Genomic DNA, 19,039 nt, shown 5'->3' on the forward strand with positions numbered 1-19,039 from the left:
TCATTCCGGAAGTTCCAGCCACTGCCTGGCCAGGATGTTGCGCTGGATCTGGTTCGAGCCGCCGTAGATCGTCGGCCCGCGCGACTCGAGGAAGGGCGTGAGAAGGTCGATGGACTCGCCACCCACATCCACCGCGCCTTCGGTCGCACCGTCCTGCCCCGAGGTTTCGACCAGCAGTTCGGTCACGCGCTGGCAGGTTTCGGTGGCGGTCATCTTGAGCAGCGAGGATTCAAGACCGAAGCCCTTGCCCAGCGAGAGCGAGTGCACGAGCCGTTCGTACATCGCGGCCAGGTCACGCACGTCGAAGAGCAGTTGCGTGTAGCGGTCCTGGAACACCGGGTCGGTCCAGGCCCCGTTGGCACGCGCCACCTTCTCCAGGCGCGCGAGTGCGATCAGCGACTGGCGAGGCGAGCCCGACCACACGCGCTCGAACCCGAGCAGCGTCTTGGCGATGTTCCAACCGCCGTGGAGTTCGCCGACCACGTCGCTGCGATGGGCGCGCACATCCTCCAGGAAGACCTCGCAGAATTCCTCGCCGCCCGAGATGTCGCGGATGGGCCGCACGGTGATGCCGGGCTGGTCCATGGGGAACAGCACGAAGCTGATGCCGGCCTGCTTGCGCACCGTCTTGTCGGTGCGCACCAGCGCGAACATGTGGGTGCCGTCGAAACCCATCGTGGTCCAGATCTTCTGGCCGTTGATGATGAACTCGTCGCCTTCGAGCCGCGCCTCGGTGCGCAGGCTGGCGAGGTCGGAGCCCGCATTGGGTTCGGAATAGCCCTGCACCCAAACGTCCTCGCCCGAAAGAATGCGCGGCAGGTATTTGCGGCGCTGCGCTTCGGTGCCGCGCGCGATCAGGATCGGACCGAAGTTCGTCAGCGACTGGGTCTGCATGACCGGCGCGCCGCTGCGCTCGTACTCCTCGATGTAGATCAGCTGCTTGACCGGCGACAGCCCCATGCCGCCCCATTCGACGGGCCACGAAGGCGCCACCCACCCCTGTTGCGAGAGCGTCATGAACCAGGGCTTCACCAAGTGCCAGCGCAGCCGCTTCGGCCGGTGCCGCAGCGCCGCCGGGCAATTCGCATCGAAGAAGGCGGCGGCGCGGGCCCGGAAGTGCTCGTCGTCAAGGCCGTTCCAATCCGTGGCGGCCGCTTGTTCGTTCATGCTCATTCGCCCTTGAACTCCGGCTTGCGCTTCTCCGCAAAGGCCGTGACCGCAGCCGCATGGTCGCCGCTGTTCATGGTCAGCATCTCATAGGCGATGGAGGTGTCGAGCACCAGATTGAGCTGCTCCTTCACGCGCTTGTTCACCGAAAGCTTGGTCCACTGCACGGCCCACGTCGGCAGCGCTGCGAGTTCGCGTGCGATGGCAGTCGCTTCGGCCAGCACCTGCTCCTGGGGGAATACATGAGTCACGAGGCCCATCGCGTGCGCCTCGCGCCCGGTGATCAGACGCCCGCGCATCAGCAGGTCCTTGGCGCGTGCATCGCCGATCAGCAGCGGCATCACCACCGCGCCGCCGTCGCCGGCCACGAGGCCGACCTTGGTGTGGCTGTCGCCGATGCGGGCGTTCTCGGCCATGACCGTGATGTCGCAGAACAGCGCCAGCGAACAGCCGAAGCCGGCGGCGTCGCCGTTGATGGCCGCGATCACGGGCGGCGAGGTCTCGACCATGTTCTGCCAGAGCCGGCGTGTGTTGCCCGGCGCGCGCAGCGAGTGGCGGAAGTTGTCCTTCGTTCCCACGCGCCGGGCCATGCCCTTGAGGTCGCCGCCGGCCGAGAAGGCCTTGCCGGCGCCCGTCAGCACCACGGCGCGGATGCGCTCGTCGTCGTTGATGTCGAGCCAGATGCGCTCGAGTTCGTGGTGCATGGGCACGCTCGCCGCGTTGAGCGTGTCGGGGCGGTCGAGGGTCAGGATCGCGACGCCGTCGTCGCCGATCTCGATCCGGAGGTACTGGTACTTGTCGTAGTTCATGCAGTGCTTTCCGCAGGGTCTTGCGCGGCTGCGCCATGCAGCGCGCGGATTCGGTTCTTGTCGATCTTTCCGTTGTTCAGCTTGGGCAGCTCGGTCGCGAAGACCACGCTGCGCGGCTTCTTGTAGCTGGCGATGAGCGTGCGGCAGTGGTCGATCAGCGCCTGCGCCGAGGCGCCGGCGCCGGCATGCAACACCACGACCGCGCGCACCGCCTCGCCCCAGCGCGCGTCGGGCACGCCGATCACCGCGGCCTCGCGTACCGCCGGGTGCTGCACCAGCGCCTGCTCGACCTCGCGCGAGTAGATGTTCTCGCCGCCCGAGATCACCATGTCCTTCTTGCGGTCGACGATATAGAGGAAGCCGTCCTCGTCGAAACGCCCGACATCGCCCGAATGGATCCAGCCGCCGCGCAGGGCCTGCAGCGTGGCCGGCATGTCATTCCAGTAGCCGCGGAACATCACGCCGCCGCGATAGACGATCTCGCCGGCCTCGCCGGGTGCTGCGTCGCGGCCGTCCTCGCCGACGAGACGGACGTCGGTCCCGATCAAGGGCTGGCCCACCGACTCCAGGCGCGCACGCTCGCGCGCGCTGCCGTCCGGCCGATGCTGCGATCGCAACAGCACGCTGACCGCGCCCTCGGTCTGCCCGTAGACCTGGTGGAACACATTGCCCATCAAGGCCAGGCCCTTGCGCAGCACGTGGATCGGCATCGGCGCGGCCGAATAGCACAGCACCCGCACCGATGAAAGGTCGCGCCGGGCGATGTCCGGCTCGTCGAGCACCGACTGCACCATCGTCGGCGCCAGGTGCAGGATGCTGGCCTTCTCGCGTTCGATCGCGTCGAGCACGCGCGCCGGCTCGAACTGGCGCTGCACCAGCACCGTGGCGCCGCGCCACAGCGCGCCGATCTGCAGCCCCTTGGCGCCGACGTGGAAGTAGGGCATGACCAGCAGCATCCGGTCGGCCGGCGAGATCCCCATCTCGGCCGCATGCATCTGCGCCTTGTTGACGCTGTCGCGGTGCGCCAGCAGGCAGCCCTTGGGCTTGCCGGTGGTGCCGCTGGTGAAGATGAGGTGGGCGATGTCGTCCTCCTCGGCACGCCCCGCGGGCCCCTGCGCGATGGCAATCTCCAGCACGGTTTCGTACGCTTCGGCCCAGGCGGGCGCAGGGCCGATGCAGATCCACGCGCGCACCTGCGGCAGCTGTTCGCGCAGGCGGTCGACCAGCTGCGCATACTCGCTCTCGAACACGAAGGCAGCCGGTGCCGCGCTCTGGAGGATGGCGAGCATCTCGGCCTCGGCGAGGCGATAGTTGACCGTGGCCGCCATGAAGCCGGCGTACTCGCAGGCGCCATAGAACTCGAAGTACTCGATGCAATTCATCGCCAGCATGGCGATGCGGTCCTGGTGCACGCAGCCGCGCGCTTCCAGGGCCGCGGCCAGGCGGCAGACCCGCTCGTGGTAGCGGCCATGCGTCAGGCGGCGCGTGCCGTCGTCGAAGGCCACGCCGTCGCGCAGGAAGCGCGCGTTGCGCTCGATCAGGTCGCCCAGCGTCAGGCCGGTGGAGATGCGGCGCGGCAATGCGATCCGAGGACTCATGCGCGTTGCCGGTCTGCGTTCGCGCCGCGCTTCATGTCCATGCCGGCCTTATTCGGGCTGGACACCTGCCACCTTGGCCGCGGCGGCCCAGTACGCCAAATCCTTTCGGACCAGGTCGCGCATCTTGTCCGCACTGCCGGGCATCGGCGTCAGGTACTGGATGCGCATCGCCTGGAGCACCTCCGGCTCTTTCAGGACGCTATCGATCTCCTTGTTGAGCCGGTTGACGATCGGCGCCGGCAAGCCGGCCGGCCCGAACAGGCCGAACCAGGGTTCGAACGCGAAGCCGGGCAGGCCAGCCTCTGCCACCGTCGGCACGTCGGGCATCAGCGGCGAGCGGGCGGAGGTCGCCAGCGCGAGGGTCTTGAGCTTGCCGGCCTTGATCAGCGGACCGGATGTCTGCATCGAATCGAACATCAGCTGCACCTGGCCGGACACCAGATCGGGAAGCGCCTGGGCACCGGCCTTGTAGGGGACATGTGTCGACTGCACGCCCGCGCGCTGGTTGAACAGCGTCATGGCCAGATTGTTGGTCGTTGCCACGCCATACGACGCGTAGTTGAGCTTGCCGGGATGGGCCTTCATGTAGGCAATCAGTTCCGGCACCGTCGATGCCGGCACATCGTTGGAAGCCGTCAGCGAGATCAACATGATGGCCAGCGGTGCGATGGGGGTGAAGCTCTTCACCGGATCGAAAGGCACCTTGGCCATCATGACCGGCGCGCTGGTCAGGCCCGAGGTGGTCAGCAGGAGCGTATAGCCATCGGCCGGCTGCTTGGAGACGTACTCGGAGCCGATCACCGTGCCGGCGCCCGGCTTGTTGTCGACCACCACCGGCTGGCCGAGCCGCTGCTGAAGCTTCTCGGCCATCAACCGTGCGATCTGGTCGGTCCCTCCCCCGGCGCCGTAGGGCACGACCAACTTGATCGGGCGATTGGGATAGTTGTCCTGAGCTGCCGCCGGCCAAGCCGCCATGGCGGCAGCCGCGGCGAGTGCAAGCGCGGCAGCCCTAAGGATCAATCGGTTCAGATGCATGGACATCAGGTTTCCTGAATCTTGAGTGGTGGCGAATTTCATCTGCAACGATAAAAGGGCGCTCTTGCCATTTCAAACGTGAATACCCCGGACAAACCTAATGCGCACATGTGTGATTCATTGGTGCAACCATGCGGCGGCTATAGCGTGTCCGCCGACCCGAAGATCGCCGTCGCCTGGCTCGACAGCACGCCGCCGTTGCCATGGGCCATCGCGACCTTCGCACCCTCGACCTGGCGCGCGCCCGCCGTGCCGCGCACCTGATGCACGGCCTCGACCATCGTGAAGAGCCCGTACATGCCGGGATGTACGCACGACAGGCCGCCGCCGTTCGTGTTGACCGGCAGCCGCCCGCCGGGCGCGATGGCGCCGTCGGCAACGAAGGCGCCGCCTTCGCCCTTGGCGCAGAAGCCGAGGTCCTCCAGGAACAGGATGGTGTTGATGGTGAAGGCGTCGTACAGCTCGGCCACGTCGATGTCCTTCGCCGTCAGGCCGGCCTGGGCATAGGCACGCGCGCCGCTCTCGGTGGCGGCCGTCACGCACAGGTCCGGCATGTTGGCGATCGAGCGATGCCAGGTGGCCGAAGCGGAGGCCAGCAGGTAGGCCGGCCGGTGCGGAAAATCGCGCGCGCGCTCGGCGCGCACCATGACCACCGCGGCCGCGCCATCGGTCACCAGACAGCAGTCGCGCACCGTCAGCGGATCCGACACCATGCGCGCATTCAACACGTCGTCGATGCTCAGGTCCTCGCGCATGAAGGCGTCGGGATTGAGCTGCGCCCACCTGCGCGCAGCCACGGCCACCTCGGCCAGCTGGCGGCGCGTGGTGCCGTATTCGTGCATGTGGCGCGCCGCGGCCAGCGCATAGGACGAGGGCGGATTCATCGGCTTGTAGCGGTGCTCGTACACGACGGGCGTGCCGCCGCCGGAGACCAGGCCGCCCGCGGCGGAGCGCTGGTTGCTGCCATAGGTGATCAACGCCACGTCGCACAGCCCGGCATCGAGCGCCAGCGCGGCCCACATGGCCTGGATCTGGAACGACGAGCCGCCGGTGCGCAGGTTGTCCGTGACCTTGGGGTGGATGCCGAAGTACTCGGCCATCGTGAGCGACGACAGCGGGTCCTGCGGCAGCGTGGTGAACAGGCCATCGACGTCCGACGGCTTGAGGCCGGCATCGGACAGCGCCAGCAGCGCAGCCATCGCCGCGAGATCGATCGCCTCGTTGCCGGGCGCGGAGCCCATGCCATAGGTGGCCGCACCCACCACGGCGGACCTGCCGCGCGGAAAGCCCAGGCCGCTCATGCCGCGCCCCCTTCCACCGGCTCGAACACCAGCAGCGCCTTGTCGCCGGGCTCGATGCGCGCCTTCACCCTCATGCCGATGCGCACGTCGGCAGCGGCGATGCCGACCACCCTGCTCGTGAGGCGCGGACCTTCCTCGAGGTCGATCAGCGCGACGTTGTAGGACTCTGCCGGCGGCCTGACGCGCACGACCGTGGTCGAGTACACGATGCCGCGGCCGCTGGGCTCGAACCATTCGAGCGCGGTGTCGCCGCTCAGCGGTTCGGCCACACGCGGGTAGAAGAAGGCGCGGCCCGACTTGACGGCCCGCTGGATCATGAAGCGGCCTTCGTCGAGATGCTTCTGGAATTGCGCATCGGTCCGTGCCGGCGCGCGCGCCTGCGCGGCGTTCTCTGGGTTCATCGTCTGTTCCTTCTTCATTGCGGCGGCCGGACCGCGATCAGCGAATCCACGGCCACCACACCCTGGCCTTCTGGATAGACCAGCACGGGATTGAAATCGATCTGGTCCACCACGCCCTCGCCCTCCGCGGCCAGCCGCGCGACGGCGCCCAGCAGCTTCGCCAGCGCGTCGAGGTCGGCCGGCGGACGGCCGCGCGCACCCTTGAGGATGGCCGCCGCCTTCAGGCCGTCGATCATGCGCAGCGCGTTCGCGCGCGAGATCGGCGGCGGCGCGAACACGACGTCCTTCAGCACCTCGACGTAGATGCCGCCGAAGCCCAGCATCACCAGCGGGCCGAAATCCGCATCGTGAACCATGCCCACGACCATCTCGTGGCCGGGCGGCATCATCTTCTGCACCTGCACGCCCTCGATGCGGGCCTGCGGCGCGTGGCGCCGCACGTTGCCCATCAGCCGCGCGTAGGCCGCATCGAGCGCGTGCTCTTCCACGCCCAGCACCACGCCGCCGGCCTCCGTCTTGTGCGCGATGTCCGGTGACTGGATCTTGAGCACGACGGGAAAGCCCATCTCGCGCGCTTGCTTCAATGCCTGCGCCGCACTCGTGGCCACGGCGGCGGGCGGCACGGGAATCGCGTAGTGGGCCAGGAGCCTGCGCGTGTCGGCCTCGCCCAGCACGCCGGCGGCGAGCGCGTTCGACTGGAACCATGAAGGCGCGGCCACCTGCTCCTGCGGACGGCCCGCGGCCTCGCACCGGCGCGCCTGAAAACTGCCATAGCGGCGCAGCGCCTCGAGCGCGCAGGCGCAGGCGCGAAACGACGCGAAGCCGTGCGCGCCGATGTCGGCCAGCGCCTGCAGGTTTTCCTGCGAAGGCGCGATGTGCGAATGGAACAGCACCGGGATGCCGCAGCGCTCGAGCAGGGGTTTCAGCTCGGGCGCCATGCCCTGGACGCGGCCGCGCGGCGACAGGCCCATGTTGACCAGCACCGCGTCCACCTCGCCGGAGCGCGCGAGCACGTCGATCACGCCCAGCATCGCGCGCCCCTTGTTCTCGGTGGCGGTGACGGTGGTGTCGACCGGGTTGGCGGCCGACGACAGCGCGGGCACGAGTGCCTTGATCTCCTGCTGCACGTGCGCGCTCAGCGGTGGCAGCGTGAGGCCCTGCGCCGACAGCAGGTCGGCCGCCCAGCCGCCCGCACCGCCGGAGGTGGTGATCACCGCGGTGCGGCCGCCGCGCATCAAGGGCATGCGCGAGAAGGCCGCGGCGACCGACAGCATTTCCTCGGCGTCCGACACGCGGATCACGCCATGGCGCTCGAACACCGCGTCGTAGGCGGCATCGGCGCCGGCCAGGTGCGCGGTGTGCGACACCGCGGCGCGCTGCCCGGCCTCGGAGCGGCCGATCTTCATGACCACGATCGGGATCTCGCGGTGGGCCGCCTTCTCGGCGACGGCGGCGAAGCGGCGCGGATTCTTCAACCCCTCGATGAACAGCAGGATCACGCCGGCTTCGCCGCCATCGGCCAGCTGCTCGACAAAATCCAGGCATTCGAGGTCCGCCTCGTTGCCGGTGGTCGTCACGCTGTGGACATCGAGGTGCTCCGCCAGGGCGCGTCCGAACAGCGCGAAGCCGATGCCACCGCTTTGCGAGACCACGGCCACCGGCCGCTTCGAGGCATGGCGGCGCGGCGGATGGTCGATGCACTCCTCGACCACGTGCGCGAAGGTCGCGGCAAGGCCGGCCCCGGGCAGGTACAGCCCTTCCGTGTTGGGGCCGAGGATGGACATACCCTTGGCGCGCGCTGCCCGCACTGCGCGCTCGAGCGCCGGCTCGGGAACGTCGGACGAAAAGACGATCGCGCCCGCGCAGCCCATGGCCGCGGCTTCCTCGATCAGCGCGGGCACGCCGGTGCCGGGAATGCCGATGAGCAGCAGGTCCGGCACTTCGGGCAACGCGCCCAGCGAGGCGTAGGCCTTCAGCCCCTGGATCGTGGCGTAGCCGCCGGGATTGACCGGGTACACCGGGCCGGTGAAGCCGCCGTCCTTCACGCAGCGCAGCATCTTGCCGCGTGTCTTGCCGGTGTCCTGCGATGCGCCGACGACGGCCACCGAACGCGGATGAAGCAGGCGCGGGTTCATGCGGTGATGTGCGAGCCGCCGTTCACCGACAGATGCTGTCCGGTGATGAAGCTGCTGGCCGGCGACACCATGAAGGCGATGGCCTTGACCGCTTCGTCGGGCTCCAGGAAGCGGCCGAGCGGAATGTTGGCCAGGTACTTGTCGCGGAACTTCTCGCTGCGCACGACTTCGGTCATTTCGGTGGCGACCACGCCGTAGGCGATGCTGTTCACGCGGATGCCGTGGCGGCCCCACTCGCGCGCGGCGCTCATCGTGAGGCCCAGCACGCCGCTCTTGGCAGCGCCGTAGTTGATCTGCCCCACCGTGCCCTTGCGACCGGCGTCGGACGAGATGTTGACGATGGTGCCGGGCTCCTTGTCGCCCGCCTCCGCGCGGTGAACCATGTCGGCACCGGCGATCTGCAGGCAGTTGAAGACGCCGGTGAGGTTGACATCGATGACGGCCTGCCATTGCTCGGGCGTCATCTTGGAGATCATCGCGGTGCGGGTGATGCCGGCATTGTTCACCAGCGCATGCACGCCGCCGAATCGCGCCGCGGCCTCCTTGACGACGGCTTCGACGAAGCCGCGGTCGGTCACGCTGCCGGCCTTGGCCAGCACGCGCTGCGCATCGAGCGAGGCAGTGGCCTGCGCCAGCGTGCCCGCATTCGTATCCACCAGCGTGAGATTGGCGCCGAGTTCGTGCAGCAGTTTGGCCGCATGCAGGCCGATGCCTTGCGCGGCGCCAGTCACCATCACGTTGCGCCCGGTCATGTCCATCAGGTTGATCATTCGTCGTTTCCTTTGCGAGGGGTCGTCGGCGCAGGTGCTACTTGTCGGTGTAGACCGGCTTGCGCTTGTCCAGCGCCGCGGCCACGGCCTCGGCGTGATCGGCCGTGTGCTGGGCCAGGCCCTGCAGGCCGGCGGCGAGCGAGAGCGAGGCTTCGAGCGACTGCTCGGCCGAATCGCGCAGCAAGCGCTTGTTCATGCGGATCGCGTGCGAGGGATGGCGCGCGATGCGCCCGGCAAGCGCGCGCGCGCGCGGCATCAGCTGGTCCGGCGGCAGCAGCTGCGAGATCACGCCGAGTTCCAGCGCGCGGCGGGCGTCGAAGTCATCGCCGGTCAACGTCAGTTCCGCCGCGATGGCCGGACCCACTGCGCGCTGCAGCAGCCAGCTGCCGCCGGCAGCAGAGACCAGGCCCAGCCGGATGAAGCTCTCGGCAAAGAGGGCCTTCTCGGAAGCGATGCGCAGGTCGCACATCAGCGCGATGTCGAGCCCCGCGCCGATGGCCGGTCCGTTGACCGCGGCGATGACCGGCACTTCCACCGCCATGAAGCCCCGCGCCAGGCGCTGCACGCCGCGGTCGTAGTAGCGGCGGATCTCCGACGGGCTGCCGGCGAAGTGATGCTCCCTGTCGCGCATCGCCTTCAGGTTGCCGCCGGCGCAGAACACGTTGCCGTTGGCCGTGAGGATGACGCACTTGATGGACACGTCCGCGTTGATGCGGCCCAGCGCCTCCAGCAATGCATCGGTCAGCTCGGCGCTGACCATGTTGCGCGTGTCGGGCCGGTTGAGCGCAAGCACCACGATCGGCCCTTCGCGCTCGTACGTGACCACGGGCGAATCGGCGCTGGATGTCATGGATGCTCCTTCTCATTGCCTTCGTGCCTGGCGCGGGCGGGCCGCTGCACGACCGCGTCCAGTGCGACGACGCCCTGTCCGCGCGCACGCACGACCACCGGGTTGACCTCGATCTCGCCGATGTCGTCCTGCCGCGATACGGCCAGGTGCGACAGCGCGGAGATGGCCCGCGCCATGGCGTCGATGTCGCCCTCGGGCGCACCGCGCCAACCCGAGAGCAGCGGCCAGGTGCGCAGCTCGCGCATCATCTCGTGCGCCTGCGCCACGCTCACCGGCGCCAGCCGTATCGCGACGTCGCGCAGCAGTTCCACCGCCACGCCGCCGAGGCCGAAAGTGACGACCGGGCCGAAGGTCGGGTCGGGCGCGACGCCGAGGATGCATTCGGTGCCGCCGCTCACCATCTCGGAGACCAGGTAGCCTTCGATGCGCGCCTGCGGCAGCTCGCGGCCGAGGCCATCGGCCATCCGCCGCACCGCGTCGATCACCGCGGGGCCATCGGCCAGGCGCAAGGCCACGCCGCCGTGCTCGGTCTTGTGCGGGATGTCGGGTGACACCACCTTGACCGCGACGGGGAAGCCGATGCGCTCGGCCGCCGAAGCCGCTTCGTCGGCGGTCTGCACGACGATCTCGTCGGGCGAGCGGATGCCGCACGCGGCCACGATGCGCTTTGCTTCGACCTCGTTGAGCGGCGTGGTGCCGGCGGGCACCAGGTCCGCCGCAAAGGACGGCGGCGTCTCGGCCGCCGCGGCCGGACGGCGGTAGAACTGCTCGAAGCGGTACAGCGCCGCCAGCGCCTTCACGGCCTCGGACGGATCCTCGTACACGAGGAAGCCGGCGTCGTGGTAGGTCTCGCGCAGATCCGGCGGCGTGGTGACGGACAGCAGCAGCAGGCGATCGGGGTGATGGTCCGCCACTTCCTTGAGCACGTTGCAGATCGGGCCGGCCATGCTGGGCGCCATGCCGACGATGCCGAGGAACAGGATGACGGCGTCGAAGGCGTCGCTCTCCAGCACGCGCTCGAGCGTGCGGCCCAGCATGTCGTGGTTGGCCGTGACCAGGCCTGTCATGTCGATCGGGTTGTGCGGCGAGCAATACGGAACGATCTCGCGCAGCTGCGCCTGCGTCCTTGCCGGCACCTCGCCCAGCTGCAGGCCGGCGTCGGCGATGAAGTCGGCCATCTGCACGCCGACGCCGCCCGAGATGCTGATGACGGCGGTGCGCGGCCCGTGCGGGCGCTTGCCGCGCGACAGCGCGTAGGCGACGTCCAGCAGCTCGTCGGTGGTGCGCGCGCGGTACACGCCGTACTCGCGGAAGATGGCGTCGTAGACCGCGTCCTCGCCGGTGAGCGATGCGGTGTGCGAGGCGGCGGCGGCGCGGCCCTCGGGCGTGCGGCCGACCTTCATCATGACCACCGGCTTGTGGCGGCTGCGCGCCGTATCGAGCGCCTGCAGCAGCCGGGCCGGGGAACGCACGCCTTCCAGGTAGCCCAGCAGGATGTCCACGTCGTCGCGCCGCGCCACCCAGTCCAGCGCCTCGCCCATGTCGACGTCGCATTCGTTGCCGGTGGCGACGAAATAGCCCAGGCCCAGCTTGCGCAGTTGCGCGTGCTGCAGGATGTAGCCGCCGTAGCCGCCGCTTTGCGTGACGACGCCGATGCGGCCCGGCTCGGGCAGGCCTTGTTCGTAGGCCGACGCGAAGGTGGCGATGAAGCCGGCGCGGGCATTGACCAGGCCCATGCAGTTGGGGCCGAGGATGCGCATGCCGCTGGCGCGTGCAATGGCCACCACCTCGTCCTGCCGCGCCTGGCCTTCGCCGCCCACCTCCGCGAAGCCTGCGCCGTAGATGATGGCGGACCTGACGCCCGTCTGCGCGCAATCGCGCAGGGTCGGCACGGTCTCTTCGGCGGTGATGGAAAGGATGGCGCAATCGAAGGGCTTGCCGATCGCCTTCACGCTGGGGTAGGCCTTGATGCCCTGCACCTCGTCGCGCCCGGGATTCACCGGATACAGCGGGCCGCCGAATCCGGCGTGGCGCAGGTAGTGCAGCACGCGCCCGCCGAAGCGGCGCCAGTCGTTCGATGCACCGACGACGGCCACCGATTGCGGCGCGAAGAGCGCGTCGAGGCTGGAAGGTGCGGAAGGAGGAATGATGGTGGAACTCAATGGATTCGCTCTGCGTGCATGCGGCTCGCCGAGGGCGCGCCGGGACGCAACGAGGCTAACAGAGCACGCCTGTTTGAGCGCCTGGCGCGAGGGGCGCGCGGCAACTCATCACATGCATGTCGAATTGGTGCCGGCGCGCTCCTTGTGTTGCTGCGCGCAGCGACGCTGCGCACAATGCACCGACCCGAAGAGACACCAGGAGAGCCTCCGTGGATCCATCGCCGAGCGAAAGTTTCGCGGCGCGCCTCGACCGGCTGGAGTCGCTCGACAGCATCCGCCAGCTCGCCAGCAAGTACGCGCTGGCGATCGACGTGCGCGACCTGGATGCCGTGGTATCCCTGTACGTCGAGGACATCCGCGTCGGGCCCGGCCCGCGCGGGCGGGCCGCACTCAAGGACGTCTTCGATCGCGTGCTGCGCGGCTTCACCACCACCTCGCACCAGGTGCAGAACCACGTGATCGAGTTCGACGATGCCGACAACGCCCAGGGCCTGGTCACCTGCCGCTGCGAGCACGAAGTGCAGACCACGCAGGGGCCGCGCTGGGTGGTGCTGCAGAACCTCTACCACGACCGCTACCGGCGCGACAAAGGCCGCTGGTACTTCCGCGCCCGCGTGCAGAACCGCCTCTATGCCACCGCGCTGGAAGATCCGCCCACCGGTCCGCTCAAGGACCGCTGGCCGGACACGCCGCCCGCGGCCGCGCCCTTCCACGACCCCTTCGATGCTTGGCGCGAGTTCTGGGGCGAGCAGGCGCCGGCTGCCGAGATTCCGGCATGGACGGCCGCGGACAACTTCATCCACCGCCTGCGCCGCAGCGACAAGCTGCCGGCGCTGGCGCGGCACATCGCGAAGGCGCATGCCGAGACGCGCGCAGCGGCCCCCGACAGCAAGGACGAACCCGCGCTCTAGACGAGCGCGGCCATGCGCTCCAGATGAAAGTCCTCGTCGCCCAGCAGCAGCGTGGCGAGCATGAGGCGCTTGAAATGCGCGCTGATATCGAGCTCCTCGCTCATGCCCATGCCGCCGTGCATCTGCACCGCATCGCGGCCCACCAGGCGCGCGCAGCGGATGGCCTGCACGCGCGCCGCGGAGATGTCGTGCATCCGCTCGCGCGCGGACTTGCCGGCATCGGTCAGCGCAGCCGCGGCGACGAGGGCCATCGAGCGCGCCAGTTCCACCGCCACGTACATGTCGGCCAGCCGGTGCTGCAGCACCTGGAACTTCGCCAGCGGCGCGCCGTACTGCTCGCGCGTCTTGAGGTACTCGCAGGTGCTGTCCACCAGGTAGGCGGTCGAGCCGACCACCTCGGCGCACAGTGCGGCGCTGCCGTGATCGGCGGCGAGCGTGAGCAGCGGCACGGCCTCGCCGAGGCGGCCGACGATGTCCGAGCGCGGCACCCGAACGTCCTCCAGCGTCAGTTCGGCGGCCGTCTGGCCATCGTTGCTGCGGTAGCTGCGGATGCGCAGGCCGGGCGCGTCCCTGGCCACAAGGAACAGGCTGACGCCTTCGGCATTGCGCGCGCTGACGAAGAACCGGTGCGCGATCGCGCCGTTCGGCACCACGCGCTTGCGCCCCTTCAGCACCCAGCTCTCGCCGTTCGCGACGGCGATGGTGTCGACGCGCGCGAAGTCCTGGCCCACGTCGTCTTCCAGCGCGGCCAGCGCCAGCTGCAGTTCGCCGGCCACCATCTGCGCGAGCAGCGCATCGCGCGTCGCGCCTTGCAGGCCATGCTGCAGCAGTGCGCCGCCGACCACCACGGTCCACAGGTAGGGCTCCAGCACCAGGCGCCGGCCGAAGGCCTCCATCAGGATGCCGGCCTCGAGAGCGCCGCCGCCGAAGCCGCCCGCTTCCTCGGGCAGCGCGGCACCGAGCCAGCCGAAGTCGGCGAAGTCGCGCCACGCCTTGGCGCTGAAGCCGCCGGCCTTCAGCATGGCGCCGCGCTGCTGGTAGTCGTACTCCTGCTGGAGATAGCGCTGCACGGACTCGCGCAGCATCTGCTGATCGGATGAATAGCTGAAATCCACGTCGGTTGCCTAGATGCGCAGGATTCGCCGCGCGATGATGTTCTTCTGGATCTCGGCGCTGCCGCCGTAGATGGTCAGCTTGCGCCGGTCCATGGCCTGCTGCGCGTGATAGGCATCGGCCTCTGGGATCACCGGGCCGCCATCGGGCAAGGTCTGCACGTCGGGGATCGAGAGCGGGCCGCCCTCTTCCATCATGAACTCGGTGATGGACTGCTGCAGTTGCGCGCCGCGCAGTTTCACCACCGAGACGATGGAGGCCTCGGCCTTGCCCGCCACTTCGTCGGCCAGCACGCGGTAGGCGGTGAACTTGAGCGCCATCAGGTCGGCCTCGAGCGACGCCAGCTTCTGCGCCGTGCGCGGAATGCGCGCGAGCGGCACGCCGCCGCGCAGCGTGCGCTCGGCAAACGCGCGCGCCTCGACCAGGTAGCGGGTGGACGCGCCCAGGCCCGCGCCGACGATGCGCTCGTAGCTCAGCAGGTACTGCGTCATGGCCCAGGCATCGCCCTCGGGGCCCAGCAGGTTCTCCGCCGGCACGCGCACGTCCTCGATCGTGACCTGGTTCACGGCATGCACGCCGCCGACGGTGATGATGGGCGAGACCGTCACGCCGGGCTGCGCCATGTCGATCAGCAGGTAGGAGATGCCCGCCTGCTTCTTCTGCTCGAGCGAGGTGCGCACCAGGCAGAAGATCCAGTTGGCATCGTGCGCATAGCTGGTCCACAGCTTGGTGCCGTTGACGACGTAGTGGTCGCCGGCGCGCACCGCGCGCATCTTCAGGGCCGCGAGGTCGGAGCCGGCGCCGGGCTCCGAGAAGCCCTGGCACCACCAGTCCTCGCTGGCCAGGATGCGCGGCAGGAAGCGCTGCTTCTGCGCCTCGGTGCCGTAATGGATGATCAGCGGCCCGAGCAGGTCGATGGCCGGGATGTTGGCGCGCGGGGCGCCGTTGAGGTGCACTTCTTCGTCCCAGATGAAGCGCTCGATCGGGCCCCAGCCGGTGCCGCCATAGGCCTTGCTCCAGCAGTGGCCGAGCCAGCCCCTGGCCGCCAGGATGCGCTGCCAGCGGATGTGGTCGGCCTTGGAGAGCTTCTCGCCGCGCAGGGTGCGCGCGCGAATGTCGCCGGGAAGGCTGTCGGCAAGAAAGCGCCGCACGTCGACGCGGAACGCGTTGTGCTCGGGGCTGAAGTTCAGGTCCATGGGTGTCGGGATTAGAGCATCGGGCAGCGTACGCAACAGAGGTTGCGGCAGCGCACGCGGCTATTCATCACATATGTGCATATTGGCATTTCGCCCTCGCGCACACGCCTCGGATCGGCCTTTGCGGCGCAGGTGCCTGCCTACAATGAATTCATGAGCGAACCCGTTTCAAAGACCGCCTTGGGCCGTGTCACTGTCCTCACGATGAACGCGCCCGAAAAGATGAATGCCGTCTCTCTAGAGATGCGCAATGCGCTCATCGAATCGCTGCACGAATGCTTCCTGGACGACGCGTGTTCCGCCGTCGTGCTGGCCGGCGCGGGCGGCAACTTCAGCGCCGGCGGCGACATCAAGAGCGCGCGACCCGCACCCGAGTTGCTGGCGCGCACGCTGCGCCACAAGCTGGGCCGCCTGCAGGAGTTGGTGCGCGTGATCTGCAATGCACCCAAACCCGTGGTGGCCGCCGTGGATGGCAAGGCCTACGGCGCCGGGCTGTCGCTGGCGACCGCCTGCGATGCCGTCGTCGCACAGCAAGGCGCGCAGTTCTGCGCCGCCTTCGGCAAGGTGGGACTGGTCCCCGATGCCGGACTCTTCTACACGCTGCCGCGCCGCGTCGGCGCCGCGCGCGCGCAGCACATGATGCTGAGTGCGCGCGTGGTGCCGGCCGGCGAAGCGCTGGACACGGGCCTGGTGGACAGCCTGGCACCCGAAGGCGAGCTCATCGCGATGGCCTGCGCCGAGGCCGAGCGCCTGGCGCAGATCGCGCCGTTGGCTTTCGCGGCGATCAAGTCGCTGTCCAACAGCAGCTGCGCCAGCCTGGAACAGGCCTTCTCCGAAGAGCAGCGCCTGCAGCCGCTGCTGGCCATGACCGAGGACAACCACGAGGCGCGCTCCGCATTCGCCGAGCGCCGCAAGCCGGTCTTTCGCGGGCGCTGAGTCCGCCGCCGCATTCCCATTCAAGGAGACATCGATGTTCAGCGAATCCATGCTGGCGGGCAAACGCGTGCTGATCACGGGCGGCGGCACGGGCCTGGGCAAGACGGTCGGGCGGCGCGCGGTCGAACTGGGCGCCGAGCTCACCATCGTCGGCCGCCGCGCCGAGGTGCTCAACGAAACGGCGGCGGAGTTCGACGCGCTGGGCCAAAAGAGGACCACGGCGATCGCCTGCGACATCCGCGAAGGCGAGGCGGTCGCGCAGATGATGGACCAGGCGTGGCAGGCCGGCCCGCAGGACGTGGTCATCAACAACGCCGCCGGCACCATGCTCGCGCGCAGCGAGACCTTGTCCTCGCGCGCGGTGGACGCGGTGCTGCGCGTGTCGCTCCACGGCGCGACCTACGTCTCGCTCGAGGCCGGCAGGCGCTGGATCGCGGACCGCCGGCCGGGCCTGCTGATGTACACGCTGGCCGCGGGCTTCGAGGACGGGCGACCCTTCATGCTGCCGCTCACGCTGGCCAAGGGCGGGCTGCTGACGCTGCTGCGCACGCTCGCAGTCGAATGGGGACCCAGGCAGATCCGCACCGTGGGCGTGGCGCCGGGCAACTTTCCCACGCCCGGCGCGGCGGCGAAGCTGCAGACCGGCCGCACGGCGGATCCGGCCCCGATGATTCCACTCGGCCGCGTGGGCCGGCACAGCGAACTGGCCGACCTCTACGCATTCCTGATGTCCGACCTGGCGACCTACATTTCCGGCGAAGCCATCACCATCGACGGCGCCAAGGGCCTGCGCACCAACGGCGTCGACGACCTGATGCAGTGGACGCCCGAACAGTGGGATGCGCTGCGGCCGAAGAAGGGCTGATCTTCGCCGACGCGGGCTCAGGCGAAGGTCGCGAGCCCGCGGTCGAGCACCATCGCCTGGCGCGTATCCACGTGCGCACGAAACGCCATGCCGTGCGGCTCGTTCCACGCTTGCACGCGGATCGTCTCGCCCGGGAACACAGGCTTGGTGAAGCGGCTCTCGATCGAGCGCAGCCTGGCCGCGGCGCCGGCCATCTTCATGAGCGCGTGAGCGGCGATGGAGTAGGTGCACAGGCCGTGAAGGATAGGCCGCGGGAAGCCGGCCCTGGCAGCGAACGCGGGGCTCGCATGCAGCGGATTGCGGTCGCCGTTGAGCCGATACCAAAGCGCCTGATTCGGCTGCGTGGGCATGCGGCATTCCTGGTCGGCGGCGCGATCGGGCACGGGCTTGAAGTCGTGCGAGAGATCGCGCTGTCCGCCGAAGCCGCCGTCGGCGCGGCAGAAGGTGCCCGACTCGATGCGCGCGAGCAACGCGCCGCTGGCCTTGTCGCACAGCGTGCGCTCGGTGACGATGATCGCGCCACTGTCGGCGCCCTTGTCGACCAGCTCGAGGATGCGGTTGCGCGCCACGAAAGGCGCGCCCGGCCGCAGCGGCGCGTGCAGTTCCAGCCGCTGCGTGCCGTGGACCAGCATCTGGCGATCGATGCCCATCGCAGGGTTCGCCATCCAGGGACCGGGATGGCCGAGCACGATCGGCAGTGTCGGGAACACCTGGAGCTCTTCCTCGAACACGTACGGCAGCTCGGCAAGGTCCGTCGGATCGCTGCCGACACCGATGGACAATGCGAACAGCATGCAGGCCTTGTCGTCGAGCACCTGCTCGATGTCGGCGAAGGGATGCGCGAGGATGGCTTGGGCGTTCAATGGCATGGCGAAATCGTAGGCAGCGCGCCGCAGCGCGGCAAGGTCGGCAGGCGCATCGCGCGCAATCAACACATCCATGCGAAGTGTGGTGGGCCACGCACCCGGCCGCTAACATCGCCGCATGCGAAAGAAATGGGTTGCAGAGACGAAGCACGTCGTCGGCGCGCGGCCGCCGCTGCCCGACGGGGTCGTCAAATCCGCGGGACGCGTGCTGCGCATCCTCGAATACTTCGACGAGATCCAGCGTGCGGCCAACGTGGTGGAGATCGCCGGCATCCTCAAGCTGCCGCAATCGAGCAGTTCGGCCCTGCTGCGCAGCCTCGTGGCGATGGGCTACCTGTACTTCGACCGCGCGGCGCGCACCTACCTGCCGAGTTGCCGCGTGGCATTGCTGGGCAACTGGGTCAACAGCCCGCTGTTCGTCGGCGGCACCGCCCTGCGCTGCATGGAGGAGCTGCAGCACAAGACCGGCGACGCGGTGGTTCTGGCCATTCGCAACGGTGTGTGGTCCCAGTACATCCACGTGCTGCAGGCCACCAGCATGGCGCGCCTGCAGGTGACGCGCGGCGCGCTGCGCCCGCTCGCCGCATCGGGCACTGGCTACGCGCTGCTCGGCACGATGGAGGACACCGAGGTGAAGAAGATCGCACACCGCATCAATGCCGAGGCGCGCACCGGCGCGATCGCACCGGTGGCCACCGAAGGGCTGCTTGCCACGCTGGGCGAAGTCCGGCGCCTGGGCTACGCCTTCACCGCCGACCTGGTCACGCCCGGCGGTGCCGTGCTGGCCATGCCACTGCCGGTCACCGACAGCGGCGAAGCGCTGGTGATCGGCCTCGGCGGCATCAGCGAGGTGCAGAAGAAGCGCCGCGCCGAACTGGTGGTGACGATGCGCGAGACGCTGGCCGCGTACTTCCCGCAGTAGCA

17 protein-coding genes are annotated in these 19,039 nt (G+C 69.0%); 4 read left to right on the forward strand and 13 right to left on the reverse strand.

Annotated features, from left to right (window positions below; all coding sequences use genetic code 11):
- The 10 genes from WDLP6_RS34350 to WDLP6_RS34395 all read right to left on the reverse strand — a co-directional run bounded on the left by WDLP6_RS34350 (position 1) and on the right by WDLP6_RS34395 (position 12,228).
- On the reverse strand, positions 1-1,167 hold the full coding sequence (locus tag WDLP6_RS34350; protein ID WP_162595739.1) for an acyl-CoA dehydrogenase family protein: 1,167 nt from the start codon (positions 1,165-1,167) through the stop codon (positions 1-3).
- 2 nt (positions 1,168-1,169) lie between these two features.
- On the reverse strand, positions 1,170-1,976 hold the full coding sequence (locus tag WDLP6_RS34355; RefSeq protein ID WP_162595740.1) for an enoyl-CoA hydratase/isomerase family protein: 807 nt from the start codon (positions 1,974-1,976) through the stop codon (positions 1,170-1,172).
- Positions 1,973-3,574, reverse strand: coding sequence for an AMP-binding protein (locus WDLP6_RS34360; RefSeq protein ID WP_162595741.1), 1,602 nt, complete (start codon positions 3,572-3,574; stop codon positions 1,973-1,975). Before WDLP6_RS34360 ends, WDLP6_RS34355 begins: the two co-directional genes overlap by 4 nt.
- A gap of 48 nt (positions 3,575-3,622) precedes the next feature.
- The gene (locus WDLP6_RS34365; RefSeq protein ID WP_162595742.1) at positions 3,623-4,615 is read right to left on the reverse strand and encodes a tripartite tricarboxylate transporter substrate binding protein; all 993 of its coding nucleotides are present in this window, start codon (positions 4,613-4,615) and stop codon (positions 3,623-3,625) included.
- Between the two features lie 134 nt (positions 4,616-4,749).
- Entirely contained in the window at positions 4,750-5,910 is a 1,161-nt protein-coding gene (locus WDLP6_RS34370; RefSeq protein ID WP_162595743.1) for a thiolase, read from the reverse strand.
- Positions 5,907-6,311 (reverse strand): Zn-ribbon domain-containing OB-fold protein, encoded by a 405-nt coding sequence (locus WDLP6_RS34375; RefSeq protein ID WP_162595744.1) that lies wholly within the window; start codon positions 6,309-6,311, stop codon positions 5,907-5,909. The genes WDLP6_RS34370 and WDLP6_RS34375 overlap by 4 nt, the downstream gene beginning before the upstream one ends.
- 14 nt (positions 6,312-6,325) lie before the next feature.
- The gene (locus WDLP6_RS34380) at positions 6,326-8,446 is read right to left on the reverse strand and encodes an acetate--CoA ligase family protein (RefSeq protein WP_162595745.1); all 2,121 of its coding nucleotides are present in this window, start codon (positions 8,444-8,446) and stop codon (positions 6,326-6,328) included.
- A complete protein-coding gene (locus WDLP6_RS34385; protein WP_162595746.1) occupies positions 8,443-9,216 on the reverse strand; it encodes an SDR family NAD(P)-dependent oxidoreductase in 774 nt (257 codons plus the stop codon). Before WDLP6_RS34385 ends, WDLP6_RS34380 begins: the two co-directional genes overlap by 4 nt.
- A 37-nt stretch (positions 9,217-9,253) precedes the next feature.
- Positions 9,254-10,066: an enoyl-CoA hydratase-related protein gene (locus WDLP6_RS34390; protein ID WP_162595747.1), complete on the reverse strand. Its 813-nt coding sequence runs from the start codon at positions 10,064-10,066 to the stop codon at positions 9,254-9,256.
- A complete protein-coding gene (locus tag WDLP6_RS34395) occupies positions 10,063-12,228 on the reverse strand; it encodes an acetate--CoA ligase family protein (protein ID WP_162595748.1) in 2,166 nt (721 codons plus the stop codon). Before WDLP6_RS34395 ends, WDLP6_RS34390 begins: the two co-directional genes overlap by 4 nt.
- A gap of 209 nt (positions 12,229-12,437) precedes the next feature.
- On the opposite strand from WDLP6_RS34395, the gene WDLP6_RS34400 reads away from it, so the two are divergent.
- Positions 12,438-13,139, forward strand: coding sequence for a nuclear transport factor 2 family protein (locus tag WDLP6_RS34400; protein WP_162595749.1), 702 nt, complete (start codon positions 12,438-12,440; stop codon positions 13,137-13,139).
- Here WDLP6_RS34400 and WDLP6_RS34405 read toward each other — a convergent pair.
- Both WDLP6_RS34405 and WDLP6_RS34410 read right to left on the reverse strand, forming a co-directional pair.
- A complete protein-coding gene (locus tag WDLP6_RS34405; protein ID WP_162595750.1) occupies positions 13,136-14,254 on the reverse strand; it encodes an acyl-CoA dehydrogenase family protein in 1,119 nt (372 codons plus the stop codon). The genes WDLP6_RS34400 and WDLP6_RS34405 overlap by 4 nt on opposite strands.
- A 9-nt stretch (positions 14,255-14,263) precedes the next feature.
- On the reverse strand, positions 14,264-15,448 hold the full coding sequence (locus WDLP6_RS34410) for an acyl-CoA dehydrogenase family protein (RefSeq protein WP_162595751.1): 1,185 nt from the start codon (positions 15,446-15,448) through the stop codon (positions 14,264-14,266).
- Between the two features lie 153 nt (positions 15,449-15,601).
- On the opposite strand from WDLP6_RS34410, the gene WDLP6_RS34415 reads away from it, so the two are divergent.
- Entirely contained in the window at positions 15,602-16,384 is a 783-nt protein-coding gene (locus tag WDLP6_RS34415) for an enoyl-CoA hydratase/isomerase family protein (RefSeq protein WP_162595752.1), read from the forward strand.
- A gap of 34 nt (positions 16,385-16,418) precedes the next feature.
- The gene (locus WDLP6_RS34420; RefSeq protein WP_162595753.1) at positions 16,419-17,249 is read left to right on the forward strand and encodes an SDR family oxidoreductase; all 831 of its coding nucleotides are present in this window, start codon (positions 16,419-16,421) and stop codon (positions 17,247-17,249) included.
- Between the two features lie 17 nt (positions 17,250-17,266).
- On the opposite strand, the gene WDLP6_RS34425 is transcribed toward WDLP6_RS34420, so the two are convergent.
- Positions 17,267-18,118: a MaoC/PaaZ C-terminal domain-containing protein gene (locus tag WDLP6_RS34425; protein ID WP_232077723.1), complete on the reverse strand. Its 852-nt coding sequence runs from the start codon at positions 18,116-18,118 to the stop codon at positions 17,267-17,269.
- Between the two features lie 115 nt (positions 18,119-18,233).
- On the opposite strand from WDLP6_RS34425, the gene WDLP6_RS34430 reads away from it, so the two are divergent.
- Positions 18,234-19,037, forward strand: coding sequence for an IclR family transcriptional regulator (locus WDLP6_RS34430; RefSeq protein WP_162595755.1), 804 nt, complete (start codon positions 18,234-18,236; stop codon positions 19,035-19,037).
- The last annotated feature ends 2 nt before the right edge of the window (positions 19,038-19,039 follow it).

This window comes from Variovorax sp. PBL-E5 (genome assembly GCF_901827185.1).
Lineage (GTDB): Bacteria > Pseudomonadota > Gammaproteobacteria > Burkholderiales > Burkholderiaceae_C > Variovorax.

What these genes read in the sequence shown, in the direction of transcription:
- WDLP6_RS34360 (WP_162595741.1), bottom strand. Translation starts at nt 3,574, where the DNA reads ATGAGTCCTCGGATCGCATTGCCGCGCCGCATCTCCACCGGCCTGACG.
- WDLP6_RS34390 (WP_162595747.1), bottom strand. Translation starts at nt 10,066, where the DNA reads ATGACATCCAGCGCCGATTCGCCCGTGGTCACGTACGAGCGCGAAGGG.
- WDLP6_RS34410 (WP_162595751.1), bottom strand. Translation starts at nt 15,448, where the DNA reads ATGGACCTGAACTTCAGCCCCGAGCACAACGCGTTCCGCGTCGACGTG.
- WDLP6_RS34420 (WP_162595753.1), top strand. Translation starts at nt 16,419, where the DNA reads ATGTTCAGCGAATCCATGCTGGCGGGCAAACGCGTGCTGATCACGGGC.
- WDLP6_RS34355 (WP_162595740.1), bottom strand. Translation starts at nt 1,976, where the DNA reads ATGAACTACGACAAGTACCAGTACCTCCGGATCGAGATCGGCGACGAC.
- WDLP6_RS34415 (WP_162595752.1), top strand. Translation starts at nt 15,602, where the DNA reads ATGAGCGAACCCGTTTCAAAGACCGCCTTGGGCCGTGTCACTGTCCTC.
- WDLP6_RS34375 (WP_162595744.1), bottom strand. Translation starts at nt 6,311, where the DNA reads ATGAACCCAGAGAACGCCGCGCAGGCGCGCGCGCCGGCACGGACCGAT.
- WDLP6_RS34430 (WP_162595755.1), top strand. Translation starts at nt 18,234, where the DNA reads ATGCGAAAGAAATGGGTTGCAGAGACGAAGCACGTCGTCGGCGCGCGG.
- WDLP6_RS34370 (WP_162595743.1), bottom strand. Translation starts at nt 5,910, where the DNA reads ATGAGCGGCCTGGGCTTTCCGCGCGGCAGGTCCGCCGTGGTGGGTGCG.
- WDLP6_RS34385 (WP_162595746.1), bottom strand. Translation starts at nt 9,216, where the DNA reads ATGATCAACCTGATGGACATGACCGGGCGCAACGTGATGGTGACTGGC.
- WDLP6_RS34380 (WP_162595745.1), bottom strand. Translation starts at nt 8,446, where the DNA reads ATGAACCCGCGCCTGCTTCATCCGCGTTCGGTGGCCGTCGTCGGCGCA.
- WDLP6_RS34365 (WP_162595742.1), bottom strand. Translation starts at nt 4,615, where the DNA reads ATGTCCATGCATCTGAACCGATTGATCCTTAGGGCTGCCGCGCTTGCA.
- WDLP6_RS34350 (WP_162595739.1), bottom strand. Translation starts at nt 1,167, where the DNA reads ATGAACGAACAAGCGGCCGCCACGGATTGGAACGGCCTTGACGACGAG.
- WDLP6_RS34425 (WP_232077723.1), bottom strand. Translation starts at nt 18,118, where the DNA reads ATGCCATTGAACGCCCAAGCCATCCTCGCGCATCCCTTCGCCGACATC.